General features: G+C 55.8%; 24 protein-coding genes and 1 tRNA gene. 5 read left to right on the top strand and 20 right to left on the bottom strand.

What is annotated here, in order from left to right; translation table 11 throughout:
- Positions 1-873 precede the first annotated feature (873 nt).
- The 3 genes from ACKVOS_RS02515 to ACKVOS_RS02505 all read right to left on the bottom strand — a co-directional run bounded on the left by ACKVOS_RS02515 (position 874) and on the right by ACKVOS_RS02505 (position 2,612).
- On the bottom strand, positions 874-1,035 hold the full coding sequence (locus tag ACKVOS_RS02515) for a transposase (protein WP_409210439.1): 162 nt from the start codon (positions 1,033-1,035) through the stop codon (positions 874-876).
- Between the two features lie 174 nt (positions 1,036-1,209).
- Positions 1,210-2,382, bottom strand: coding sequence for a tyrosine-type recombinase/integrase (locus tag ACKVOS_RS02510; protein WP_409210438.1), 1,173 nt, complete (start codon positions 2,380-2,382; stop codon positions 1,210-1,212).
- Positions 2,383-2,522: 140 nt separating this feature from the next.
- Positions 2,523-2,612, bottom strand: a tRNA-Ser gene (locus ACKVOS_RS02505).
- Positions 2,613-2,743: 131 nt separating this feature from the next.
- On the opposite strand from ACKVOS_RS02505, the gene hspQ reads away from it, so the two are divergent.
- Positions 2,744-3,094 (top strand): heat shock protein HspQ, encoded by a 351-nt coding sequence (hspQ, locus tag ACKVOS_RS02500; RefSeq protein ID WP_409210437.1) that lies wholly within the window; start codon positions 2,744-2,746, stop codon positions 3,092-3,094.
- On the opposite strand, the gene ACKVOS_RS02495 is transcribed toward hspQ, so the two are convergent.
- The 7 genes from ACKVOS_RS02495 to ACKVOS_RS02465 all read right to left on the bottom strand — a co-directional run bounded on the left by ACKVOS_RS02495 (position 3,088) and on the right by ACKVOS_RS02465 (position 9,180).
- The gene (locus ACKVOS_RS02495; protein ID WP_409210436.1) at positions 3,088-4,107 is read right to left on the bottom strand and encodes an SO2930 family diheme c-type cytochrome; all 1,020 of its coding nucleotides are present in this window, start codon (positions 4,105-4,107) and stop codon (positions 3,088-3,090) included. The two genes, hspQ and ACKVOS_RS02495, sit on opposite strands and share 7 nt — an antisense overlap.
- Positions 4,107-5,306, bottom strand: coding sequence for a parallel beta-helix domain-containing protein (locus ACKVOS_RS02490; protein ID WP_409210435.1), 1,200 nt, complete (start codon positions 5,304-5,306; stop codon positions 4,107-4,109). The genes ACKVOS_RS02495 and ACKVOS_RS02490 overlap by 1 nt, the downstream gene beginning before the upstream one ends.
- A 102-nt stretch (positions 5,307-5,408) precedes the next feature.
- Positions 5,409-6,107 (bottom strand): aspartate/glutamate racemase family protein, encoded by a 699-nt coding sequence (locus ACKVOS_RS02485; protein ID WP_409210434.1) that lies wholly within the window; start codon positions 6,105-6,107, stop codon positions 5,409-5,411.
- An 83-nt stretch (positions 6,108-6,190) separates the two neighbouring features.
- Positions 6,191-7,630 (bottom strand): NAD(P)(+) transhydrogenase (Re/Si-specific) subunit beta, encoded by a 1,440-nt coding sequence (locus ACKVOS_RS02480; protein ID WP_409210433.1) that lies wholly within the window; start codon positions 7,628-7,630, stop codon positions 6,191-6,193.
- A gap of 3 nt (positions 7,631-7,633) precedes the next feature.
- Entirely contained in the window at positions 7,634-7,915 is a 282-nt protein-coding gene (locus tag ACKVOS_RS02475; RefSeq protein WP_143775446.1) for an NAD(P) transhydrogenase subunit alpha, read from the bottom strand.
- Between the two features lie 10 nt (positions 7,916-7,925).
- Positions 7,926-9,056, bottom strand: a complete 1,131-nt coding sequence (locus ACKVOS_RS02470; protein WP_409210432.1) for a Re/Si-specific NAD(P)(+) transhydrogenase subunit alpha — start codon at positions 9,054-9,056, stop codon at positions 7,926-7,928.
- 1 nt (position 9,057) lies between these two features.
- Positions 9,058-9,180 (bottom strand): aa3-type cytochrome c oxidase subunit IV, encoded by a 123-nt coding sequence (locus ACKVOS_RS02465; RefSeq protein WP_409210431.1) that lies wholly within the window; start codon positions 9,178-9,180, stop codon positions 9,058-9,060.
- A gap of 157 nt (positions 9,181-9,337) precedes the next feature.
- On the opposite strand from ACKVOS_RS02465, the gene ACKVOS_RS02460 reads away from it, so the two are divergent.
- Complete coding sequence (locus ACKVOS_RS02460) at positions 9,338-10,765, top strand: sigma-54-dependent transcriptional regulator (protein ID WP_409210430.1); 1,428 nt, start codon at positions 9,338-9,340, stop codon at positions 10,763-10,765.
- Between the two features lie 75 nt (positions 10,766-10,840).
- Here ACKVOS_RS02460 and ACKVOS_RS02455 read toward each other — a convergent pair whose 3' ends face one another.
- The 6 genes from ACKVOS_RS02455 to glmM all read right to left on the bottom strand — a co-directional run bounded on the left by ACKVOS_RS02455 (position 10,841) and on the right by glmM (position 16,808).
- The gene (locus ACKVOS_RS02455; protein ID WP_373473400.1) at positions 10,841-11,257 is read right to left on the bottom strand and encodes a DUF2177 family protein; all 417 of its coding nucleotides are present in this window, start codon (positions 11,255-11,257) and stop codon (positions 10,841-10,843) included.
- A 78-nt stretch (positions 11,258-11,335) separates the two neighbouring features.
- Positions 11,336-12,427 carry a dihydropteroate synthase gene (gene folP / locus ACKVOS_RS02450; RefSeq protein WP_409210429.1) on the bottom strand — a complete coding sequence of 364 codons (1,092 nt, stop codon included), beginning with the start codon at positions 12,425-12,427 and terminating at the stop codon, positions 11,336-11,338.
- Complete coding sequence (locus tag ACKVOS_RS02445; RefSeq protein WP_409210428.1) at positions 12,424-13,554, bottom strand: site-specific DNA-methyltransferase; 1,131 nt, start codon at positions 13,552-13,554, stop codon at positions 12,424-12,426. Before ACKVOS_RS02445 ends, folP begins: the two co-directional genes overlap by 4 nt.
- Positions 13,555-13,774: 220 nt before the next feature.
- The gene (locus ACKVOS_RS02440) at positions 13,775-14,329 is read right to left on the bottom strand and encodes a ribonuclease HII (protein ID WP_409210427.1); all 555 of its coding nucleotides are present in this window, start codon (positions 14,327-14,329) and stop codon (positions 13,775-13,777) included.
- A complete protein-coding gene (gene thiD / locus ACKVOS_RS02435; RefSeq protein WP_409210426.1) occupies positions 14,326-15,471 on the bottom strand; it encodes a bifunctional hydroxymethylpyrimidine kinase/phosphomethylpyrimidine kinase in 1,146 nt (381 codons plus the stop codon). The genes ACKVOS_RS02440 and thiD overlap by 4 nt, the downstream gene beginning before the upstream one ends.
- Positions 15,468-16,808: a phosphoglucosamine mutase gene (gene glmM, locus ACKVOS_RS02430; protein ID WP_409210425.1), complete on the bottom strand. Its 1,341-nt coding sequence runs from the start codon at positions 16,806-16,808 to the stop codon at positions 15,468-15,470. Before glmM ends, thiD begins: the two co-directional genes overlap by 4 nt.
- Before the next feature lie 97 nt (positions 16,809-16,905).
- Here glmM and ACKVOS_RS02425 point away from each other — a divergent pair, with 97 nt between their 5' ends.
- Together ACKVOS_RS02425 and ACKVOS_RS02420 are read left to right on the top strand one after the other, a co-directional pair.
- Positions 16,906-18,159 carry a dicarboxylate/amino acid:cation symporter gene (locus ACKVOS_RS02425; RefSeq protein ID WP_409210424.1) on the top strand — a complete coding sequence of 418 codons (1,254 nt, stop codon included), beginning with the start codon at positions 16,906-16,908 and terminating at the stop codon, positions 18,157-18,159.
- Positions 18,137-19,132 (top strand): aldo/keto reductase, encoded by a 996-nt coding sequence (locus ACKVOS_RS02420; protein WP_409210423.1) that lies wholly within the window; start codon positions 18,137-18,139, stop codon positions 19,130-19,132. The genes ACKVOS_RS02425 and ACKVOS_RS02420 overlap by 23 nt, the downstream gene beginning before the upstream one ends.
- 548 nt (positions 19,133-19,680) lie before the next feature.
- Here the strand turns inward: ACKVOS_RS02420 and ACKVOS_RS02415 are convergent.
- From ACKVOS_RS02415 to ACKVOS_RS02400, 4 genes are read right to left on the bottom strand one after another with little or no spacing between them, the layout of a single operon-like run.
- A complete protein-coding gene (locus tag ACKVOS_RS02415; protein WP_409210422.1) occupies positions 19,681-20,358 on the bottom strand; it encodes an NnrU family protein in 678 nt (225 codons plus the stop codon).
- Between the two features lie 49 nt (positions 20,359-20,407).
- Positions 20,408-21,700 carry an amidohydrolase family protein gene (locus ACKVOS_RS02410; RefSeq protein ID WP_409210421.1) on the bottom strand — a complete coding sequence of 431 codons (1,293 nt, stop codon included), beginning with the start codon at positions 21,698-21,700 and terminating at the stop codon, positions 20,408-20,410.
- On the bottom strand, positions 21,697-23,088 hold the full coding sequence (locus ACKVOS_RS02405; RefSeq protein ID WP_409210448.1) for an amidohydrolase: 1,392 nt from the start codon (positions 23,086-23,088) through the stop codon (positions 21,697-21,699). The genes ACKVOS_RS02410 and ACKVOS_RS02405 overlap by 4 nt, the downstream gene beginning before the upstream one ends.
- Before the next feature lie 5 nt (positions 23,089-23,093).
- The gene (locus ACKVOS_RS02400) at positions 23,094-24,899 is read right to left on the bottom strand and encodes a peptide MFS transporter (RefSeq protein WP_409210420.1); all 1,806 of its coding nucleotides are present in this window, start codon (positions 24,897-24,899) and stop codon (positions 23,094-23,096) included.
- 128 nt (positions 24,900-25,027) lie between these two features.
- Between ACKVOS_RS02400 and ACKVOS_RS02395 the strand changes: the two genes are divergently transcribed.
- Positions 25,028-25,597 carry a nitroreductase gene (locus ACKVOS_RS02395; protein ID WP_409210419.1) on the top strand — a complete coding sequence of 190 codons (570 nt, stop codon included), beginning with the start codon at positions 25,028-25,030 and terminating at the stop codon, positions 25,595-25,597.
- The last annotated feature ends 19 nt before the right edge of the window (positions 25,598-25,616 follow it).

Here is a 25,616-nt window from a genome sequence, read left to right as displayed (position 1 = left end):
GGAGGCTGTCATCACGAGATATATGGCCGCGCAAGGCTACAGTCGTTGTGAGCAAGGTGATTGGGAGCAAGGCAACCGAAAAAGCCGTGTTTGGTTCGCTAATTATGTTCGCGAAGATGTTGAATGTCGCGGTCGCATTAATACGGTTCCCGAACACTTAGCATTCAGATGACCGCTCCATGCTACCCTGCGATTTCGTGTGAAATGGTATTGATCGATTTCCTACAAGTTGTCCGCTTTTGGTGACACTAAGATATTGAGCGGACAACTGGAATGTCGTGGGAACCGGACATTAGCGACGACGAAAAAATATCGCCCATGTGAGTATTGCGTAGGCGAACACCTCCGCAATCAGGAGCCAATCCGTGAACCCGCTACTCTGGTCTCGACAGGCAGCCCCGTCGGCACCCTGCAAGCAATCGCCGCTAGCGGAGAACCCGAATAATGCTCCTGCCACAATGATATATGCAAAAGTCCACCAGCTAAGTGCGATTAGTTTGTTGCCGTTCATGGAGTGAGACTGGCGCATTAATGAAACGTCCGCAATGTTGTCGTGTCCGGTCAGTCCGCTTTTGTTGCATATTTTAGGAAAGCGGCCCTTCGTTCAGCCTATGAACCAACGGCAGCTAACAAGGGCTCGAACTTGTTGCCTGAATGCCCGGAATGTTGTGGGGTGCTGACTGTCCGGTTTGAGGCGGAAAGGTCGAAAAGCAATCGTTCGGGTGGACGTAAGTGATCGGCAGCATCGCCTATTGTCCCAACGATGGAATGGTGAGGTAACATGAATCAAATACAACATCATTCTCATTTAGCTGGACAATGTCGCAGAAAAACTCAGTTATATGCTGAGGGGTGAGGACTAAGCCGGTTTTTTTATCGGTGCCTGCATACCGAATGAACTCGCGGTAAAGGCATCGGAATTTCGTTTTTGACGGGTGTTGTTTTGAGTGAGCCGCAATGCGGGCAAAACCGCTCACCATCAGGCCACCGGATATCCTCAAGCCATTTTCGGCTCGCCGCGTCATCTGGGAACATTTGGAAAAGTTGCAGGACCGTTAGATCTGCCCGTTCGCTCGTACCGGGTGCCTTCTTAGGCGTTCAACCCACACTAATTACTGTCTAGTTATATATTTTTACTTAGACGCAAAGTACAAGCGATTTTGTCTAGTTTCGCATATAATTCCCTATTTTTGCTTTAAAGCTGTCCAACTAATTGGTGGCCAGACGAATCACCTTAGAGTCGCGCCCTTCACAATAGTCTGCCCACGCCCCCATCAACACCCGCCGCTTGTCGAGCAGATTGCCTCGCCTGTATGCGGCCTCAACCTTGTCGGCAATTGAGTGGGCCAATGCTGCTTCGGAGAGTTCATTTGGGAACGACGTCAGTTCCGCTGCCCAATCTTTGAAACTAGATCGGAATCCGTGAGGCGTTGCGGTCAAAGCCATGTCACGCAGAACTTTCGTGAGTGTCATGTCGGATAAAGGCTTACCTCGTTGGCTTGGAAAAACCAGATCGCTGTCAGAATGCCGAAACCCTTGCATTCGTCGCAATATTTCAATTGCTGGGGTTGAGAGCGGCACTACATGTTCACGGCTAGATTTCATCCTGCCAGCTGGCAAAGTCCATATCCGCGCTTCCAAATCAATTTCAGACCATGTGGCACCACGCACCTCGCCAGATCGTGCGGCGGTAAGAATCAAGAAATTCATTGCCAGCCGACCGACTGACTCGCGTTCCTTCAACTGGATCATAAAAACAGGGAGTTCGACAAATGGAAGTGCGGCATGATGGTTGTCGCGGCGCTTCTGCTTGGGCAGCGCTTTGTTGATGACAGACATCGTTAGCGGAGCGTCTCGATACCCTTTGCCAACGGCCCAATCAATGACGGTGGACACCCGTTGCCGGACGCGGCGCGCGGTTTCCGGTTTGGTCAGCCAGATCGCTACCAGCAAATCTCGCACCATCGCGTTGTCCACTTGGGATACAGGCACATTCCCAATGGCGGCAAAGCTATAGGCCTCAAGAGAGGATAGCCATTGCGCCTTGTGCTTGGCGTTCCGCCACGATTGCTTGCTTTCGGAAAAAACAGTAGCGGCGGCCTCTCTGAATGTAGGAATACCGGCTGCCTTCTTTCGGACCGCAACAGGGTCGATGCCCGCCTCAACCTGTGTGCGGGCTTGCTCAGCACGTCTACGGGCATCAGCAAGCGATACCTTGGCGACACTACCTAAACCAATGTCCCGTCTGCGCCCGTCCTTTTGAACACGAACCATCCAACTCTTTGCGCCTGATTTACTGACTAGTAAGTAGAGACCCGCCCCATCCCCATAGCGCCCGGCCGATTTGGCCGCTCTCACGGCGGTTACCGTTAATTTGCTCATTTCTTTACTCCCACACAAACTACCACATCATAGCTGGGCTTCGGTGGCATCGCAAGGAATTGCGCGGTACAGAAAATGCCTGATTTCCTGCACAAAATGGCCAATCTGAAACTGGTGAGGAATAGTGAGAAATCAATGCTTGGCGGAGAGATAGGGATTCGAACCCTAGGTACCCTCACGAGCACGCCGCATTTCGAGTGCGGTGCTTTCGACCACTCAGCCATCTCTCCGCAAATCTTCAAGGCTGGTCAGTGCCGAAAAACGGCGCGCCTCGGAGAATGAGGGGGGCCATTAACCGAAGTTTTTCCCTTTGCCAAGCGGCAAGGTTGATTTGCACTCATAATGCGCTGATATGAGCAGTATGAGTACCAAAGTTTTGATTCCTGAAGTGGCAGTTGCCCAATTTGCGATCGGTGATGTCGTTCGCCATCGTATTTTCGATTTTCGAGGGGTGGTGTTCGATATCGATCCGGTATTTTCGAACAGTGAAGAATGGTATGAGTCTATTCCCGAACCGGTCCGTCCCTCAAAAGACCAACCTTTCTATCATCTTTTCGCCGAAAATGCCGACAGCAGCTATATCGCATATGTCAGTCAACAAAACTTGTTGGCGGATAGTGAGCATGGTCCATTGACGCATCCCGGTATCAAGGCCGTTTTTGAAGGCTGGACCGGAACGCGTTACGAAATGAAACGGTTAATGCGTCAGTGAACAGACGGCGGCATGGCCGCTATCCAGCCTTCGAGCAATTTGATTCCCTCTTCATGATTCAAAGACCGGCCTAGTTCAGGCATAGCGATGCCTGCATCCGTGCTTTTCATGCGGGCAATCAGGATTGATCTTTCGGGGTGCCCTGCTTCTATGATGAAATCCAGATCGCCACTGGCACGACCAGCCGCAACGGGCCGTTTTCCGATACCCAAAGCGGTAGCATCGGCAGTTGATCCGTCAAGAAACAGACCGCTGTTGCTCGCCGCCCCTTTGGGGGCGTGGCAATGCCCGCAGTTCACTTTCAGATAGTTCCGAGCGCGGGCGCCGACATCTCCTGAACGCGCATCGTCCCACGCGGCCCATTTGTCCAGCTTTGCTAACTGCGGATTTGCTTTGGCGAAACGGCGCGCGTCCCGCGTCTGCGGGAACTCCATATTCTGCCAAATAGGTCCAATCGGTATTATTTGTTCAGATGATGAATGACATTGCTTGCACTGGTTCTTGTTGGGAACCGCATAGCTGATCGACAGTGTTTTCCCACCACGTTCAAAATTCACCGGAATGCGAGTTCCGCCCACGCGAAGATCTGCATCACTACCATCGGCGCGCCACACATACGGAAGCGCAACCCAACCATTGGATTTATGCAGTAACAATCGGGTTTCCAGCACTTTCAACAAGCCGGTTTCAGGGTCTGTAAATCCAAAATTTTTTACGAGCGCCGATCCGACAGGAAAAACCAGCCTTCCATCTGTATCTGCGGTAACCTCGGTATCGGGCGGCAGATAGATGAACCTCTGTTTTTCGGCGTAATCCGAAAATAATGGCGTCCGAAGCCGATAAGATATCAGTTTGCCCGAGGGCTTGGCCGCACTGCCATCAAAAAAGCCGAATGCGGATAAAGTCGCCGGATTATGCAAGCCGGAAATCGCCCCATCTGAAATGTCCGTGTGTGGCGCCGATATTGCTACGGCGGTTGTGAAACACGCCAGAAACGGCAACAGCAATCGCATTAACGGACCGCTGCTTCCATCGAATCCGGCAATTTAATGGCAGGCAAAGCCGCAGGTCGCGTCGTCGAAACAGCAAGGGGAACAGGCGTTGCGCTCGCAGGATCAGCCAAAATATCGGTTAAACCGAGCGAGAGCGCTGCCACAGTGTCCGAAATTACCGGCGCTTTGGCGGGGCCGCCTGCGCCATCCCAGAATATCGCAGGGAAATTGCCGCCCATGGCTGCTGCAATTTCAGCGCCGCCACGAAATTTGGGGTCCCAACCGGCGCGACCGTGCTGATTATCCCAGATGACCACATCGCGGGGTAACGGATCATATTTGGCGTCATTGTGCGGAAAACGATAGCCGACAACCATGATGTTCGTCGTGCCATTATCGCCCAGAACATTATCAAATATTTCGACATTGCGATTGGCCATGACCATGACCCCTGTTCCGGTCGGAACATTTGCCACAATATTTCCCTTCGGCGCAAAATTCGGCGTCATATTGTCGACGATTATATTGTCGAAAATCCGCACATTATGGCCACCCATTTGCGGCAAATTGGGAAGGTCAAATACCAATATGCCGCCTGTATTGTGCGTGGCGATATTGTCGTGGACATCAGCGTCAAAGCTATTTTCAATTTCGATACCTGCAACATTTTCGGTTGCGATAGAACCACGGACGATGATGTTACGTGATTGGCCAACATAAATGCCAGCGTCGGACGCGCCCCGCACAACAACGCTATCGATAAGGACGTCTGTGCTTTCAACAGGGTAAATGCCGTAAGCACCGTTAGTCTCTTTTGGCCCGCCGGTCCACGCTACACGCAGCTGATAATAGACAATCCGGTCCGCACCTTTGGATTTAATGCCGTCACCTTTGCTGTTTTCAACCCCGAAATCGCGCAAGACAACATCATCCGATGTTACCAAAAGCCCCTCTCCAGCGCCCTGTTGACCGGAAAAATCGAGGATGGACGCATCATAGCCCATCCCTTTTACCGTAACGTTATTCACATCAAGAGACAGACCATCGGAAAGAATAAACCGCCCTGTGCCGAGCTCAACAATATCCCCGGGTTCGGCTGTTATCAGCGCTTCTTGCAGACGTCCTTGCGCGCCTTCTCCAGCAGCGACAGCGATAGTTTTCGCAAACGCAGGTTGAACAAGCGCGCAAAGTGCAGCGCCAACGATTCCAATGTTTCTCATCCTCATTCCGCAAAGATGCCTCATCAAAATCAAAAAGCCAAGGGCGATTAGCGGGTCACGGAAAAGCCCGCTTTAACTCAGCGTTGGGGACGGCCCTCGAAATTATCCCACATCGCCCAATATCCATTCAACACCGGCATCTGCGTGGATTTCCGTGCTGTCATAGATGGGGAGAACATTGGCCTTGGTGTCCACTATCATGCACAATTCCGTACAACCCAAAACGACCGCCTTTATGCCTTCCTGGTCGATTTCGGTTATAATAGTTTTCAAGGTGCGTTCGGATTCACGTTTTACCTGTCCCAGCATCAGTTCGTCATAGATAATCCGGTCCATATCCTTAACGTCGTCCATTTCAGCAGGCATAAGCGTAACGCCATGCTTCACGAGGCGCTGGCGATACCAGTTTTCAGCCATTACGTTGGCGGTACCCAGCAAAGCCGCCGACTGGACACCGTCAGATTTCATTTTTTCTCCGACAGCATCGGCGATATGCAGGATGGGTATCTCGACCGACTGGGCAACGCGGTCATACACTTTGTGCATGCTGTTCGCGCCGATTAAAATTGCGCTTGCACCGGCTTTCTCTAGTCTCTGCGCCGATTCAATCAGTACATGCGCGACATGGTCCCAGTCTTGCACGCTGTTGGCTTTGGCAATATCGCAGAAATTCAGGCTCTCGATCAACATTGGCGCGTTACATGTGCCGCCCGTCCGTTTTAGAACCTGCTTGTTGATCCGGGCATAATAGAGCTCGGTTGAATACCAGCTCATGCCACCGATAAGTCCCATTTTACGCATATCAGATTCCCATTTTCAAAACCAAAATGCCGCCCCGAACAGTATCGAGGCGGCGCTTTTGACCTTCGTTAGCGTGAAGTGCCCTAATGCTGCAAGGCTTTGACGATATCCTCGCACATCTTCTTGGCGTCGGCGAGGAGCATCATGGTCTGATCCATATAGAAAACGTCATTGTCGACGCCTGCATAGCCCACGCCGCCCATCGAACGTTTGACGAAGAATACGGTCTTGGCCTTGTCGACATCGAACACCGGCATCCCGTAAATGGGAGACGTTTTGTCGGTTTTTGCAGCAGGATTGACCACATCGTTCGCACCGATGATGAAGGCAACATCGGCCTGAGCGAACTCGCTGTTGATATCTTCCAACTCGAAAACCTCGTCATAAGGAACCGATGCCTCCGCCAGCAGCACATTCATATGCCCCGGCATACGGCCCGCAACCGGATGAATGGCGTATTTGACCTTCACGCCCTGCTTTTTCAGGACATCAGCCATTTCGCGCAATATATGCTGCGCCTGCGCCACGGCCATGCCATAGCCCGGTACGATGATTACGCTTTCGGCCTGCTGCATCATGTACGCGGCGTCTTCTGCCGATCCCCGTTTCCACGGGCGCTGTTCCTTTGCTTCACCACCTGCAACCGCTGCTTCGGCACCGAACCCGCCAGCGATTACGCTGATGAAGCTGCGGTTCATGGCCTTGCACATGATGTAGGAGAGAATGGCACCCGACGATCCGACCAATGCCCCTGTTATGATCATCGCCGTGTTATGAAGCGTAAAGCCCATCGCCGCCGCCGCCCAGCCCGAATAGCTGTTCAGCATGGATACCACGACCGGCATATCCGCCCCGCCGATTGGAATGATGAGCAAAAAGCCGATCAAGAACGACAAAGCCGCGATGGTCCAGAATACCCAAGGGCTTTGATCTATTGTAAGATAACCGACCAGCCCGATAATCGCGGCCAGCGTTCCAAGGTTTATGATATGGCGCAACGGCAAGATGATCGGTGCACCGGACATTTTTCCAGCGAGCTTCAAAAAAGCGATAACCGAGCCGGAAAATGTGATGGCACCAATTGCAACACCCAAACCAAGCTCTATCGCGCTGGCAAAGGCAATGGGTTCGCGACCCGGTGCGTTAATCATTGGGTTGCTTGCGTCAACGATACCAAATGCTTGCGGGTTCAGATAAGCAGCAGCGCCGACCAGCACGGCCGCCATACCGACAAGCGAGTGAAACGCCGCCACCAACTGGGGCATATCGGTCATGGCGATGCGGCGGGCGATGATCCAACCAATGCCGCCGCCGATTGCGATTGCGCCCAAAATCTCTGGCAAAGACGCAACTTCATGCGTGACCAGCGTCGTGCCGACCGCAATCAACATACCGGCCATCCCAAAGCGGTTACCGCGCTGTGACGTTGCAGGTGAGGAAAGCCCACGCAGAGCCAGGATGAAGAAAACGCCTGAAATCAGATAAGCAAGCATGACCCAAGCGGGAGGAGCAGCATGTTCCATGTCTTAACGCTCCTTTTTCTTGTACATTGCGAGCATGCGCGCAGTCACGGCAAATCCGCCAAATATGTTCACGCTCGCCAAAGCCACCGCAATCAGCCCCAGCCATTTGGCGCTGGGCGACCCCGCCGCCGCCGAAGCGATCAGCGCGCCGACGATAATGACCGAAGAAATCGCATTGGTCACCGCCATCAAGGGCGTGTGCAAGGCGGGCGTAACTGACCAAACGACATAATAGCCCACGAAACAGGCCATCACGAAGATGGATAAGATTGAAATGAAGTCCATTATGCCCCCCTCACGCCAACAGGCGATCATTCACGACTTTGCCGTCCTTTGTCAGACGGATTGCAGCGGTAATCTCGTCATCGTCGGGCAAAACCGGCTTTCCGGCTTCCTTGTCCCAAAAGGCTGACAGAAAATTAAACAGGTTGCGCGAAAACAGGGCCGAAGTATCCGCCGCCAGATGGGCAGGCGTGTTGGTATAGCCTATGATTCTCACGCCGTGCTTGACTACAATCTCGTCGGCTTTCGAACCCTCGACATTGCCTCCCTGCGCGACAGCCAGATCGAATATCACCGACCCCGGTTTCATTGTTGCAATCTGGGCATCGGAGATCAGTCGCGGCGCGGGACGGCCCGGAATCAGTGCTGTCGTGATGACAATATCCTGCTTGGCGATATGGCTGGAGACCAACTCTGCCTGAGCGGCCTTATATTCATCTGACATTTCGGTGGCATAGCCACCGGCACCCTCGCCTTCGATGCCAGCGACATTTTCCACAAAAATGGCTTTGGCGCCCAGCGATTCGATCTGTTCCTTGGTCGCAGAACGCACGTCAGTCGCGGAAACTTGAGCGCCGAGACGCCGCGCGGTCGCAATTGCCTGCAATCCTGCAACACCAACGCCCATGATGAACGCCTTGGCTGCGCTGACTGTACCTGCGGCCGTCATCATCATCGGGAACGCGCGACCATATACAGACGCCGCTTCGATGACCGCTTTGTAGCCTGACAAGTTGGACTGCGACGACAGAATGTCCATTGACTGCGCGCGCGTAATGCGTGGCATGAATTCCATCGCCAGCGCCTCGACGCCCGTCTTGGCATATTCATCGACGCGGGCGCGCTGTCCAAAGGGGTCGAGCCCGGCAACCAGCCATGCTCCTGCGGACATGCCCTTCAATGCCTTGGGGTCCGGCCCCTGCACGCTGAGGATGATATCGGCATTTTTCAAAACTGCAGTGGCGGTTTCAACCAATGCACCCGCGGCCGCATAGTCGGCGTCACTAATCGATGCGGACAGTCCAGCCCCAGCCTCAACCGCTACGGTTGCCCCAAGCCCAATATATTTCTTCACCGTTTCAGGTGACGCAGAAACCCTCGTTTCGCCGGCAGCGGTTTCCTTTAATACGGCGATTTTGACCACTTCAGGCGATTATCAAAATGACTAGGGCAACAACCGCAACCGAGACAATAGTCCCCCATTTGAACAGGGTGATAAATCCTTCATAGGTATCTTTTGCCGGACCGATATCCTGATTTCCTGCCATTTTAGCCTCCATCTACACTGTTTCTCTGCTTTGGTCCTTAACCGCTCATGTCCAGATGCTCAAGCCGCAGCACCAAAGAAAATATGTTCCATGCTTAATCGGCTCTTTACCCATTTGCGTTACCACAACTTTCCTTGAACCTGTTCATGGATGGTGAATGTTAGAACCAGAAACCCGTTTATTGATGCTTGTCGATGACGAGCCGGCCCAATGCAGGCTGGTTTCGGCTATTGCATCGCGCGCAGGCTGGCGGACTGTTTTTGCCCGTGATGCTGAAACTGCAATTGCCATGCTGGGTACGCAAGATGGCATGATGCTGGATGCAATTATACTGGACCAATGGGTCCCCGGATCGGATGCTGCAGCCCTGATTGCCGAGCTAAAGTCCCGCCGTCCCGCGCTTCCTATATTATTATTGACGGCGATCGGTTCCAATGAAGCCGCGATTGATGCCATGCGCGCAGGTGCTTCGGATTATATTATAAAGCCGGTGGCCGCCGAGCGATTGATCGCTGCGCTCAGCTTGGCGTCGGACAAAAGCAAAGATTTCGGAGAGCTTCAACCGCTCACCGAAAAAATAACTCAGCCTCTGGCATTCGAAGAAATTATCGGATCCGCACCGGCATTTCGTGCCGCTTTAGCCATCGCGGCAAAAGCTGCGCGCAGTCGCGCACCTATCTTTATTGAGGGGGAGTCAGGAGTAGGCAAAGAGGTCGTTGCAGACGCCATTCACGCCGCAAGCCCCCGTTCCAAACTGCCATTGTTGAAGGTAAATTGCGGCGCGATCTCTCCAAATCTTCTCGATTCGGTATTATTCGGACATGAGAAAAATGCCTTTGCAGGCGCGTTTGACCGCAGGGTCGGGATATTACAACAAGCCGAGGGCGGTGCCGTGTTCCTCGATGAAGTTGACCATTTACCTCAAGAAACCCAAGTCCGTCTGGTTCGCCTTCTCACCCAAAACGAAATTCAGCCATTGGGCGCATCGCACAGCTTTCGCATTGATGTGCGCCTGATTTCCGCGAGCAATTCAAATCTGGCTAACAAATTGGCCGAAGGCGAGTTCCGCGAAGACCTGTTTTACCGCCTGAATGTTGTGCAACTCACCATCCCTCCATTAAGAGAGCGTGCGAGCGACATTCCAGCGCTGGCCCGCCACTTCCTGGGCCGACTTGCAAGTCAGCCGGGGCTTCGGAGCCTTGGCATTACCGATGAAGCCCTCACGGTTCTGCGCGGATATAGTTGGCCTGGTAATGTACGCCAATTGCAAAGTGCTCTGTTTCGTGCCGCTGTTTTGTGCGAACGCGACGCCCTGACACCGGAAGAATTCCCCCAGATTTCGGCCGCCGTCGGTGTGCCCGGTAATGGCGGGTCCACCGGTGCCGGCGCAAATGACGGCATTGGCGTGACATTATATGAAGCTGACGGCAATATGCGGCCTCTGGAAGAAATCGAGGCCGACGTCATCCGACTTGCCATCGGTCACTATCGCGGCCGGATGACAGAAGTCGCGCGCCGGTTGGGCATAGGTCGGTCGACGCTTTATCGGAAACTGGCGGATTTGGGGATTAGCGACGTCGCTTGAGGGTGGGTTTCCATCACCCTTTCGCCTTCACATCAAATCATGCCGGCGTTGGGGACTGTCCCCAACACGTGCCGGTCAATTCTTCCCCAAAATCGCAGTCGTTATCCAATACCCCACAACCGAAGCCGAACCCGTCAGCACAGTGCCCCAAATGATATCCAGCACCGTCACTTTGGTGCTCCACACTTTCAACGTGGCGTGATTGGTCAAATCGTAAGTCATGTAGCAAAAGAAGCCGAGCAGCGCGCCCCAGATCAAGGCCGTCTGCCATTTGCCACTCAGCAGCGCAGGGCCAACCGCAAAGATCATCATGCCTAAAATATAGAGAAGGTAGAAGATAATGGCCGGCCCCAGGCGGAAGCCGTTTTTCATCATCAATTCCCCAATTTCCGGCTGGTACAGCCGGGTATACATGGTGCGAAGCCAAAAGCTGTCGATCACCGCAAAGGCTATTCCGGTTGCGATGTAACCGACGATATATTTGGCAATCATGGCATTTCCTTTTTCGAGGCGTTGTTCACAGTGTCGGCCAGAAGCGGCTTTGGAGCAATGCGGTCAAAGCCCTGTAAGTTATGCCCTTGCCGTCAAAGCCGCATCGCGAAGCCCCCGCCAGACCTGAACAGCCTGGACGGTTTCAGCGGCGTCGTGGACACGGATGATATGCGCGCCCTGCTCCACCGCTTTCATGGCGAGGAAAAGCGATCCGCCGAGGCGTTGTTCCACAGGTGCTTCATTTGACAATGCGCCAATCATCCGTTTCCGGCTGGCCCCGAACAGCACGGCACAGCCCAAACCATGAAATACCGACAGGTTGTTGATAAGCGATAGATTGTCCGTCAGCGATTTGCCAAAGCCGATGCCGGGATCAACCAATATCTTGTCACGCGAAATGCCCGCAGCCTCGACGGCCTCCACGCGCTCTTCCAGCCAGTCAAACACGTTGGTCACCACATCATCATAGTCCCCGCCCTTGTGCGGATCGGTTCCATGGCTAGGCGCGTGCATCAGGACGACCGGCACATTGAGGGCCTTTGCAACCTCCAGCGACCGGTCATCGAACAGCAGTGCCGATATGTCGTTGATCATGGCCGCGCCCGCAGTCACGGCAGCCTCCATCACCGCGGCTTTGCGCGTGTCGATGGAAATTGCGGTTCCCGAAACAGCCAAGCGGCGGATCAGCGGTTCGACCCGCGATATTTCTTCGCCTTCCCACACCAAGGGTGCGCCGGGGCGTGTCGACTCTCCGCCGATATCGATCATGGCGGCACCGGCGCTCGTCATGTTAAAGGCCGCATTCACGGCAGTTTCGATATCCCCATTTTTACCGCCGTCGGAAAAACTGTCCGGCGTCATGTTGATGATACCCATCACCTGTGGCTGGTCCAGACGGATAGTCCGCTCGCCCATTTGCAAGGCCGAGCGTGGGGTTGTCAGACGGGTATAAAGCTGCGCACAGCGCGCCTGCTTTTCCACCGGGATATTGCCGAGAAATTCCTCCCACCGCCGCATGTCGACAAGCTGCCGCTCGGTGCTGGCGCCCGTGCGGTCAATGACCTCGATCTGCGAGAACCACAGCATGCTGCCTGCAAGCCGGACAGCAGCGCCGTCATGCCGCTGCGGACTTTCAACAAAAGCCGTGGGACGAAGGTAAAGGTCGATCACGGTTCGGTTGCAAGAAGATAGGTTTGGCGCAGATCATCGATCGGCTTCATCGCGCCGTCGGTCGCCTCATAATGCCAATAGGTCCAACCATTGCAGCTAGGCGCATTCTGGATGGTCGATCCGACTTTATGGATGGAACCATCAACAGTGCCACAAGCAATCGATCCATCGGCACGCACGACCGCTTCGAACTGCCGCTTGCGGTCAAACAGCTTTGCGCCGGGGTTCAGATAGCCCGCTTCTACCAATTGCCCGAAAGCGACTTTGGGTGCGGCCTTGGGCGACTGCATCGTTTTCAATGCGCTTTCATCCAGTGGCAGTGCCGCGGCAATCCGTTCTTCGGCGACTTCGCAATAAACGTCTTCGCGCTCACATCCGATCCAGTCGCGACCCAGACGACGGGCAACAGCGCCGGTAGTGCCGGTTCCGAAGAACGGATCGAGGACAACATCGCCCGGCGTGGTGCAGGCCAACAGGATGCGATAGAGCAATGCCTCGGGCTTCTGCGTCGGATGGGCCTTCGTGCCGTTACGTTTCAGCCGTTCCTGACCGCCGCAAATCGGGATCAGCCAGTCCGAACGCATCTGAAGTTCGTCGTTGAGCGTCTTCATGGCGCGATAGTTGAATGTATATTTCGACTTCTCGCTTTTCGACGCCCAGATCAGCGTTTCATGCGCATTGGTAAAGCGAGTGCCTTTGAAATTGGGCATCGGGTTCGACTTTCGCCAGATAATGTCGTTCAAAATCCAATAGCCCGCATCCTGCACCGCCGTGCCAACGCGGAAAATATTGTGGTAGCTGCCAATGACCCAGAGCGAGCCGTTAGGCTTCAAGATCCGGCGCGCTTCGGCGAGCCATGCGCGGGTAAAGGCGTCATAGGTGGCAAAGGTTTCGAACTTGTCCCAATCATCGTCGACCGCATCGACCTTGCTGTTGTCGGGACGCAGCAAGTCGCCGCCAAGCTGCAGATTATAGGGCGGATCGGCGAACACCATATCGATGCAGGCATCGGGCAGCGAGCGCATCGCCTCGATGCAGTCCATTTTCAAAATCTGGTTCAAAGGCAAATCGGCCTTTGGCGCTGCGGTCTTTACCGTCGCTGGCCGAATTTTTTCGATGACACCCATATTCGATACTCCTGAACCCTGTTTAACCTGCAGTGAGTCGCGATCGGGTTAACGTCAAGGTTCTTAATCCGTCGCGACTCGTGGATATAGGCGAAGGAAATGCCTTATCTGGCGGGAACGAAACGAGTCCGACACAAGATGTAGAGTCTTAGGATTCGTGCGGGACTCAACGGGTGGTGGTGTTGCGCGAAGGACTCACACCCGAAGATTTTACATTCCGTTACATCAAAATCATCTGTGCGACGGGCGCGAAGCTCCGGCGGTGCAAGGGTGTAGGGCCCAAACGGCGCAACGCCTCCATATGGATCGCGGCGCCATATCCCTTATTCGATGCCCATCCATAGCCGGGAAATTCCTGGTCCGCCTCGACCATCAGGCGATCGCGATGTTCTTTGGCGATGATGCTCGCCGCCGAAATGCAGGGGTGGATGGCATCGCCGCCTACGACCGCCTGCGCCCGATAGGTCCATTTGGGTAGTCGGTTGCCGTCGACCATGACCAGCGAGGGCGCAATAGCAAGCGCCTCGACCGCGCGGGTCATCGCCAGCATTGTTGCTTGCAGGATATTGACCCGGTCGATTTCCTCGACGCTGCACAGGCCGACGGCCCAGCGGCATTTGGCCTTTATCTGCTCTTCCAAGGCCGCGCGTTTCTTGGGCGACAGCTTTTTGCTGTCATCCAGCCCCGCGATCCCCTCTTCACACAGCACCACAGCGGCGGCCACGACGGGCCCTGCAAGCGGACCGCGCCCGGCTTCGTCTACACCGACAATCATATCCGCCAGGCTGGATAGCGCCTGTTTTCGCCTGCGCTATAGAGGCACACCATATTGCCCGCCGGATCCAGCAGCCGCGCTTCACGCCAGCCCCAGCTCTCGTCCTGCGGCATCTGGTCGAACATATAGCCTTGGCTGAGCAATTCGGTGACCCAGGCATCGAGCCGCTTGCTTTCAAAATAGACCACGGTCGATGTTGCGCCCGCGTCATTCTGGTGGATCGAAAAGGTCACGCCATTGGGCATTTCGAAACGGGCGTAGCCGTTGGAGGGGCTGTCGACAATTTGCTGCAAACCAAGCGTGCGGTAGAAATCTACCGACGCGCCATAGTCACGGCAGCCGACGGTTACCTGATTGAGCGAGGGCCCTGCGACCATCGCATCCTCACGCACCGACTGGTGTCCCATCGGCCCATGCCCCTGCCCGAGTCCCGGCGCATCGTGCAAGGCAAGACGCACAAACAGCCGTGCGCGATCAATGGCGGGGACCAGATCCATCCCCTGCCCCAGCCCCGTCGCAATGGCGGTGGCGAGCGTGCAGCCCGTGCCGTGCGTGCTGCGCGTCGCAATCCGTTCGTCGGACCAGCTAACGCATTGCTCCTCGGCCAGATGGAGTTCGTCGACGATCAGATCGTCTTCGGAATGACCACCCTTGATCAGCAGCGGTATATGCCGCGCCAGCAAGGCGTTCTTGCCGCCCAATGCCTCCAGCTCGGGCAGATTGGGCGTCGTAATCGTGGCAAGCCGCATCAGCCGTTCGAAGGCGGAGATCGTGTCGGCATCGGCCAAAACCGCGCCGCTGGTCGCGACCATGACGGGATCAAACACTATCGGACAGGACAGTTCGGCAAGGCTGTCGGCCACGGCGTGTGCTGTGCTGGCGTTTCCGATCATTCCGATTTTGACCGCATCAACGCCAATATCGCTGACGACCGAAGCAATCTGGTCGATGACCATGTCGGTCGGCACCATATGGACCGCGTCGACACCTAAAGTGTTCTGCGCGGTGATGGCGGTGATCGATGTCATCGCATGGCCGCCGAGCATGGTGACGGTCTTGATATCCGCCTGAATACCCGCGCCGCCGCCGCTGTCCGAACCGGCTATGATAAGGACACGGACAGGCCTGCCGTCGCTGTTCAAGCTGCCGCGACCTTTACCGCATCGCAGATCGCATCGACCAGCTTTTCGACCTGCGCCGCATCGTCGCCTTCGGCCATGACGCGGATGACGGGCTCTGTTCCCGACGGGCGGATGACCAGACGGCCCTTGCCCGCCAGCTCAGCCTCCGCCTGCGCGATGACGGCCTGAACCGCCGGATTGTCCAGCGGCTTTCCACCCGAAAAGCGAACATTTTTCAAAAGCTGCGGGACAGGATCGAACAGGTGCAGCACCTCGCTTGCGGGCTTCCCGCTTTCAACCAGTTGCGCCAATACCTGCAGCGCAGCAATGGTGCCGTCGCCGGTGGTGGCGTGGTCGAGCAGGATCATATGCCCCGATTGCTCACCCCCCACATTGATGCCGTGGTTGCGCATTTCCTCCAGAACATAGCGGTCACCGACCTTGGCGCGCACCAGCTTCAGATGCTGGCTTTCCAGATAACGCTCCAGCCCCAGATTGGACATGACCGTGGCAACAATACCATCACCCGTCAGCCTGCCCGCCCGGCTCATCGCCGTTCCGAGCAACGCCATGATCTGGTCGCCATCCACAACGCGGCCTTTTTCGTCAACAACGATCAAGCGGTCGGCGTCGCCATCAAGCGCAATGCCGATATCTGCGCCTGCCGAAACGACCGTTTCCTGCAAGGTCGAGACATGGGTTGACCCAACCTTGTCGTTGATATTTTTGCCATTGGGGCTGACCCCAATCGGCGTTACTTGCGCGCCCAATTCCCAGATTGCCGTGGGCGCAACCTGATAGGCAGCGCCATGGGCGCAATCGAGTACGACATGAAGTCCATCAAAGCGGATATGTTCGGGGACCGACGCCTTGACCGCATGGATATAGCGGCCCCGGCTATCCTCGATCCGCCGCGCTCTGCCGACATCAGGGGCATTGGCAAGCTTCGACGGTTGGTCAAGCAAAGCCTCGATCGCCAATTCATCCGCATCGGACAGCTTGAACCCATCCGGCCCGAACAGCTTTATTCCATTATCTTCATAAGGATTATGGCTCGCCGAAATCATCACGCCCAGATCGGCGCGCATCGACCGGGTCAGCAGCGCCACCGCCGGTGTCGGGATGGGCCCAAATTGCACCACATCCATACCCACGCTGGTAAATCCAGCAACCAGTGCATTCTCGATCATATAGCCCGAAAGCCGGGTATCCTTGCCGATCACGACGCGGTGCTTGTGCTTGCCGCGCAGGAAATGCGCGCCTGCCGCCTGCCCGACCTTCATCGCCATTTCCGGCGTCATCGCGCTGGCATTGGTGCGGCCTCTGATCCCGTCGGTTCCGAAATATTTACGCGCCATGCCAGTTCCTGATATCCGTGCGGAATTACGACGAAAAAGTGCAACCGCGATGCCTCTCCCTTGCATACGGGGCGGCAGGCTGGCAAGACCTCTCGTCATGTCTAACGCAACACGTATTCTTATCGCATTGGTTGCCGGTCTATTGCTCGGCATCCTGTTGACCGCCCAGATACCGGCCATTGCCAAGCAACTGGATTTCGCATTCGATATCGTCGGCACATTATGGCTGAACGGGTTGCGCATGACGGTCGTACCTTTGATCGTCGCACTGGTTATCACCGGCATCGTCAAGAGCGCGGAGGCCGCACGTGCCGGCCCCATGGCGGCGCGCACCGTAACGTGGATCGTTGTGATGATGAGCCTGTCCGCCTGCATGGGCGCGATCCTTACCCCCATCTTCCTCGCGCTCGTTCCGATGCCACAGGAAAGCGCCGATGCACTGCGCTCCGCACTGACGACAGCCGCCGCAGTTGGCGAGCAGCCCGGCCTGCGCGACTTCATCGTCGCACTTGTTCCCACCAATGCAATTGCAGCGGCGGCCAGCGATTCCATTCTGCCGCTGCTGATCTTCACCATGACCTTCGCCTTTGCGATTACGCGGCTCGCCGCCGAACCGCGCAAGCAAATTGCGGGTTTTTTCAGCGCGCTGGCCGATGCAATGGTGATCGTGATTGAATGGGTGCTGAAACTCGCCCCCATCGGCGTGTTCGCTTTGGCCTTTGTTGTCGGCGCACGGTCGGGCTTTGCTGCGCTGGGTGCGGTTCTGCACTATATCGGCATCGTGTCGATGGTCGGTATCGTGGTCGGTGCCTTCGCCTATCCCGTTGCCGTCTTTGCCGGAAAGGTCCGTTTCACCGACTATGCACGCCAGATTGCACCGGTGCAGGCCTTTGCCGTATCAACGCAATCCTCGCTCGCCAGCCTGCCCTTGATGCTGCAAAAATCCGAAGCACTGGGTGTGCGGGAATCCACCGCCGGACTGGTTCTGCCGATGGCGGTCGCCTTGCTACGCGTTACCGGTCCTGCCATGAACCTTGCGGTGGCGCTTTATGTTGCCAACTGGTTCGGGGTAAAACTGGATGGGTTCGACTATGCCTTTGCCATTTTCATCGCAGCTCTCACATCGATGGGAGCCGTCAGCCTGCCCGGCACGGTCAGCTTCGTCACCTCCATCGCGCCAATCTGTCTGGCTCTGGGCATTCCGGTCGAACCGCTGGCCTTGCTGATCGCGGTCGAAACGCTGCCCGACATTTTCAGAACAACCGGCAATGTGCAGATGGACGTCGCGCTCGCCACCGCCATTGAAGCGCCGGAAAAGGAGAAGTTGGATGCAGTATCGCAATCTCGGTAACGGATTAAAGGTCAGCGCTATCGGCGTGGGCTGCATGCCCATGATCAAGGGTGGTAATATCGTCTATGGCGAGGATGCCGATCCCGATGAAGCCATCAAGACCATTCACCGCGCCATCGACCTCGGCGTGACATTTTTCGACACCGCCCAAATCTACGGCCCCTTTTCCAACGAAGAATTGGTGGGCGAAGCCATCAAGGGCAAGCGCGACGGGCTGGTTATCGCTAGCAAATTCGGGTTCAAATTCGATGCCGGCAATATTGTCGGCGTCGATGGATCAGGCACAAATGCGAAGTCGGCGGTTGAAGGAACCTTGAAGCGCCTCGGCATCGATTGCCTTGATCTCTATTACCAGCATCGCGTCGACCCTGCCGTGCCGATCGAGGAAACTGTCGGTGCGATGGCCGACCTCATCACCGAAGGCAAAATCAAACATATTGGTTTGTCCGAAGCCGGACCAGAAACCCTGCGCCGTGCTGCGGCGGTCGCGCCGATCTCCGCCCTGCAAAGCGAATATTCGCTGTGGGAGCGTGACATTGAAGATGAGATTTTACCTACCTGCCGCGAACTCGGCATCGGTTTTGTGCCTTACTCCCCCTTGGGACGCGGCTTTCTTACCGGCTCGATCCGCAGCCTTGATGACTTGCCGGAAAATGACTGGCGGCGGCAGGACCCGCGTTATCAGGGCGAGAATTTCGCGACCAATCTGAAGCTGGTGGATATTGTTGGTGAAGTTGCAACGAAGCACGACGCATCGAATGCACAAATTGCCCTCACATGGTTGATGGCACAGGGTGACGACATTGTTCCCATTCCCGGCTTCAAACGGCGTGCCACCTTGGAAGATAGCGCAAAGGCGGCAGACATCCAGCTGGACGCCAAAGATTTGGCCAAACTCGAAGCCGCAGCCCCCCGCGGCGGAACCGCCGGTCCGCGCTACGGCGAGCGCGGGATGAAGATGGTCCGGTTGTGAGATTCGAAGGGGACGGTTCCGTTAGGGACAGACCCTGTGTAACGTCAAAATTCTTCGCGAAGCCGTTAGGGACTGTCCCCAAGGGGACAGTCCCTGTAAAACGTCAAAGTTCTTCGGGGACTGTCCCTTTAGGGACTGTCCCCAACCGCCAAGCTGACACACCATCGCCCTTAGCCAATACACCGACACCTTGAACCAACCCCCGTCACCCTGAACTTGTTTCAGGGTCCATCGTGCAGCGGCTCCGTCGGCGTGGGCTAAAAGCAACCGTGCGTTGCAGCATGGCTTGTCACTAAAGGTCGGGTGAGGGCTTACAAATGGACCCTGAAACCAGTTCAGGGTGACGATTGAGTATAATTCGAACTTTTGCCTCTCGACGAATGGCGCCTCCTCAACCGTTAGAGACAGTACCTGTGTAACGTCAAAATTCTTCGCGAAGCCGTTAGGGACAGTCCCCAAGGGGACAGTCCCTGTAAAACGTCAAAGTTCTTCGGGGACTGTCCCTTTAGGGACTGTCCCCAACTTCAAAGACCGGCAATGACCCGCCCCTAAACCGCAAACCAGCGAAAAATACCCGCACCCGCAACGCCCATGAAAGGATGGCTCCATGTGGCCACCAGCCAGAGGACAATACCGGCGATCCACGGGCCAACGCCCACCGACGGCAGTGCGGACAGGCGCGGCCAGAAATGCGTCCGTCGTAGCCATGAATCCCATTCGACACCGGCCAGTTTCTTCTTTTTGATTTCCTGCCCCTTCGACCCGACGAGCGCCAGAAAGACGATGCTTCCGGCAAACAGGAAGCTGTCGATCCTGGGTGCGATCAGGATATGGCCGATGCCCCATAGGGCAAAGCCCCACATCATCGGGTGACGGGTGACCTTGAACACACCGGAGGGTTCCTGCGCCGCGAGGGCATCGGGAACCCCCGGCAATGCCGGATTGCGGATGAAGGACCCGGAAAACAGCACGCCTGCGATCAGCGTCAGGACGCTGGTGACGCCCAACAACACATCACCAACGGGCCAGAAATAATCCCCCTTGGGTGCCTGCACAAAGGCCGTAATCATCCAATAAAACAGCCCGAGCGATACCGCCGAATAAAGGAGGGCAAAACCATTGCCCCGCAGCCGGTATACCAACATGGCCCGCAACGGATGCGACATCAGAAAATGCGTGCCGACAAAGGCAATACAGGCGGCAGCCAAAGGAAGATATGCGTTCAATTCAACGTCTCCGGCCCCCGAAACATGCTGTCCTTAACAGCTTTGATCTTTAGCGGTCATAGGCTTTTGGCAAATCACCTTCGGTCGGGCGCGCATATCGGTCACGTAGCCGCTGTTGCCGGTTGCCCAAGGGCTGCTCCACCCCGTCGATAATGACGGCGGTCGGCGAACTGGAAAGCTCCAGCGGGTCCCCGTCCCATACCACCACATCGGCGGCTTTGCCCGACTTCAGGCTGCCATAGCGGTCACCGACGCCCATGATGTCGGCGGGAACCGAGCTGATCGCGGCGAAGGCTTCGTCCCAGGACAGGCCCGTTGCGTTGGGCAGCTTTTCCAGACTGACCAGATTGCCCGCATATTGCGTGGTGTAGCGCAACTGGTGGGAATCGCGGTCGTTGATCATGCCAATGGCGACCTTCACTCCGGCGTCTTTCATACGCCCGATATTGCTCTGCGTAGCCCCCAGCATTTCGAATGTTGCGGGCAAATCGTTGAGCGCCGAGGCGATCACAGGAACACCTGCCTGCGCCAGTTGCGGTGCAACGCGCCAGCCTTCGGTCGCGCCGACGAATACCATCTTGATAGTCGGGAAATCACGTTTCAGTTCCAGCAAGCGCAACATGTCGTTCGCACCTTCGACATGGATCAACAAACGCGTTTCCCCGCGCAGGACCGACAGCAATGCCTTGGCATCTTCGGCTTTCAGCAGATCATCGTCGAAGCTGTCACGCCCTGCCGCATATTCCTGCGCCTCACGCAGCATCGCGCGGAAATGCAGATGCGTTCCGGCCCGGCTGCCCCCTGCGTTTGCGGCACCATCTTCGCCAAATTCGGCGAATTGGAAGGCGCGCGCTTTGGTCACGGCATCGCTGTCTGCACCCAGATCGGCGATTGCGCCCTGCCCTGCGAAAATATTGTCGGCGGCCTCAGGTGCCACAATGGCGCGCGTGACGCCTGCGGACCGGTTCACTGCAAAGGGCGAGCGGAAGGGGTCGATAGCGGGCGCTATATCAATCGCGGCCGAAAAGCCACTTTTACCGCCGCTCTTGTCGTTGGTGCCGTTCACGGCATCCACTTCGGACAGGCCGAGGCGGGTGAAGCCGGCGAACACGCCCGGAGTGATCCATTTACCGCTGGCGTCGATTTTCCGCGCGTCCGCAGGAATAGCGACACCCAAACCGGCTGCCACAATGGTGCCATCGCGAATGACAACGGTGCCGCCTTCAACAGGCGCGCTACCGTCGCCGACGACAAGCTTGCCGCCGGTAATGGCAATGGTTTCGGCATAGGATGGCGAGGTCAAAGCTGCCATCGCGGCTGCTGCATAAAGGAAATGCTTCATTTCACATCTCCTTCGCCGGGTTGGCCAAGTTCGAAATCGCTCACGGGCCGCCTTTTGGGGTCCTTCGCATCATACATCAGCGCGCCATCGATCCACACCATTTCGGGGCGGGAATAGACGCTAAGCGGGTCGCCATTCCACAGAACGACATCGGCCATCTTGCCGGGCTTCAGGCTTCCGGTCTTGTCGGCGATGCCCAACGCCTTGGCAGGATTGTAAGTGAGCCATTTGATGACTTCGGCATCCGAAATCTGGATGCCCATACGGCGGCCATCAGCCTGCGCTTTGGCAGCTTCCTGGTTCAAACGCTGGATCTGGTTTTCATCGTCGGAATGGATGATGACGCATGCGCCGCTATTCTGAAGGATGGCGGCGTTTTCCGGGATGGCGTCATAAGCCTCCATCTTGAAGCCCCACCAATCGGCCCAGACAGCGGAGCAAACGCCATTGTCGCGCAGCAGGTCTGCAATTTTGTAGCTTTCCACGGCGTGGTGGAAGGTCGATACCTTATAGCCAAATTCTTTGGCCATATCGAGGACGATGGCCATTTCGTCGGCGCGGTAGCAGTGGTTCTGGATCAGGATATCGCCATCGAGGACACCCGCCAGCGTTTCCATGCCGAGGTCGCGTGAATATTCCTTACCGCTGTCGCGCTTTTTCCTATATTCCTGCGCCTTGATCCACGTCTGCCGATTGACCGCAAGATTCCCCATACGCGTGGAGGGCATCCGGCCCTTAGTGCCATACACCCGCTTTGGATTTTCGCCGCAGGCCATTTTCATGCCATAGGGCGCGCCGGGGAATTTCATTCCCTGCACCGTGCGGGCATAGACATTTTTCAGGACCACCGAACGGCCGCCCATCAGGTTCGCCGAACCGGGCAGGATTTGCAACGATGTGATCCCGCCATTGGTCAGCGCGCGGCTGAAACCCGGGTCCTGCGGCCAGACGCTGTGTTCGGCCCAAACCTCGGGCGTGGTGGGCGATGTGGCTTCATTGCCGTCATCATGCGCCTCGACCGAGGGTGTCGGATAATCGCCAAGGTGCGAGTGGATATCGATGATGCCGGGGGTGACAAATTTGCCAGCGCCATCCACCACCCTGATATCGGCGGGGATGGCGGCATCCGGACCACCCACGCTGCTGATCTTGCCGCCGGACATGAACAGGACGCCATTATCGACCCGACCTCCTTCGCCATCGAATATCGTAACATTCCGAATGGCGGTCGCCTGACCCGGATAGGCTTTATACGTCGACGTAAAAGGCGCTTCCACTTTTGCCGGAGGTTTTATGGCGGCTTTCGTCGATGCGGACGCGGGACCATCGGTTTGCGCCCCGCAACCGGCCAATGCCGTCGTCAAAAGAAACAGCGCGAATTTGTTCATGCTCGTCATTTCACACCATGCATCAAACGCTTAAGGGGATAGGCGATGAGCATCAGCAACACGCCAATGCCAACCGAAATCCATCCGATCGTCGTGAACACGTCGACATAGGTGTTAAGGCTGACTTTCAAGTTCGTCACTTGCCCGCCGACCGTTTCGACACTGGCAACTTGCGCGACGACACCTGCCACATATTGGGCAACCGATATCGACAAGAACCACACGCCCATCATCATGCCAACGATGCGCGCAATGGACAGCTTCGTAATCATCGACAGACCGACCGGCGAAATACACAGTTCGGCAATCGAATGGATCAGGTAAAGCCCCGCCAGCCACCACAGGCCAACCTTGAAATCATCTCCGGCAAATTGAGAGCCCCAGACGAGGAAAAGAAAACCAAATCCGACGCCCATCAGGCCGATGCCGAATTTGATCGGGATGCCCGGTTCAATACCGCGTTTTGCCATTGCATTCCACAAAATGGAAAACACAGGGGCCAGTGCGACAATGAAAAATGCGTTGAAGAACTGGGTTTGACCGGCGGAGATGCTGAACCAGCCGAAAACCGACAGGTCGGTGTTACGATCTGCAAACAAGGTCAGCGAAGAACCGGCTTGTTCGAACAGCGTCCAGAAAACGACGTTAAAGATGATCAGCACCATGGCGGCAATCATCATCTGGAATTCAACTTTCGATCCCTTGAGATAGGACCAAAACAAAATGGCAGGTACGCCGATCAAGAAGGTCCCGAACAGCAATTTGCCCATGATCGGAAGCGTCGCGATATAGCCCAAAATGCCGCTTCCCGCTTCGGGCTTTGCATAGCCCATGAGGTTGGAGAACAGGAACCATACGACCGGCACACAGAGAAGTGCGCCGCCATAGATCAACCAATCACGGTTCGACGTTGCATCCGCCGGACGTTCGCCATAGCCGTCAAGCCGGCCACCGTCGAACTGGATAAGCGCCCAGGAAGCCAGCATACCCAAAGCCGCTAGCCCAAATCCCGCCCACCAACCATATGCGTCTGCCAAAAACGGACATGCAAGTTGCGATAGCAAAGATCCAAGGTTGATGCCCATGTAGAAGATAGTGAAACCGGCGTCGCGGCGCTGGTCGCCTTGGTCATAAAGCGCGCCGACCATCGTCGAGATATTGGGTTTGAAAAAGCCGTTGCCGATTGTGACCATCGACAGGCCGATGAGCAGCAACATCGTGTAAAAGGACGAACGTTCCCCCGATGCCTTAAACTCGCCTGCACCAATGCTGCGAACCTCGGTACCATCGGCCCCCAGCAGAGAAACCGTCTTGTCATCATTGCCTTTGATCTGCAGTTTTTGGCCGTCGTCAGTGACAAATTGCTTTTGCGCCTCGCCTTTGCCTTCAACCGTTACTTCGTAACGTTCGCCATCAATCATCGCATATGGCTTGGCCGCTTCACCGCCAAAACAGAGGGTAAAATAACCAAGCGCCATCAAAACTGCGCCGAATTTCACAGATCGTTTCGATCCAAGATAACGATCCGCAATCAGCCCGCCGATCAACGGCGTGAGGTAAACCAAAGCGGTAAATCCGCCATAAATCGACGCCGTTGTGGTATCATCGAAAAGGAAATGTTGCGCCAGATAGAGCGTGAGCAACGCGCGCATTCCATAATATCCGAAACGCTCCCACATCTCGGTAGTAAATAACCGTGCAAGTTGCTTGGGATGACCAAACCAGCCGTCTTTGTCGTGCGTGTCGACCTTCGTATAATTTCCCGGAATCGCACCGGGCTCGGCCGCTGAATCGTCCACAATATTGGTCATGCTGGAAAGAACCCCTCAAATTTTCGTTTACCCCTCTCCGGGGGCAGATCACCAAACCCTAACGAAAAAATTGCGGCTGTGAAGAATTTTGTTGCGCGGTGACTTAGAATTCGTCGAATGAGGGACCTATGTTCAACGATCTGACTTCTGTAAAAGAATATCTGGCAACACGTCGTTCAGGCAAACCGCGGGATATGGTTTCGCCGGGCCCTGACCAAATCACACTCCAGCAGATATTGGAAATGGCCACCCGCACACCTGATCATGGCAAGCTGTTTCCTTGGCGGCTGATTGTAATCCAGGATAGAAAAACTTTCGCTGCTTTGCTGGAAACTGCCTTTGTGCGCGCCAATACCGATGCGCGGCAGGCGCAAATCGACGCCATCATTGCCCCTGCCTTTATGGCCCCTACTCTCGTCGCACTTGTCTTTGCCCCCCAGGCCAGTGCAAAAATTCCAATATGGGAACAACAGATGAGCGTTGGTGCAGTCGGCATGAACCTGCTGCACGCCGCCCATGCCCATGGCTTTGTCGGAAGCTGGATTACCGGTTGGGCATGCTATGACCCGAACATTGCCGAAGCCTTGTGCACCGGTGATGAAAAGCTGGCTGGTTTCTTTTATATAGGTTCTGCGGCGAACGCATTGGAGGAGCGCCCACGCCCCGATCCGACCGATATCATACGCCATTGGCCTTGAAGTGAAACCTTGACGCGCC

The sequence above is a fragment of the Sphingorhabdus sp. genome (assembly GCF_046154385.1).
In the GTDB taxonomy this organism is placed as follows: Bacteria; Pseudomonadota; Alphaproteobacteria; order Sphingomonadales; family Sphingomonadaceae; genus Sphingorhabdus_B.
Note: the sequence above shows the minus strand (reverse complement) of the source record. Positions and strands in the feature narration are given on the sequence as shown.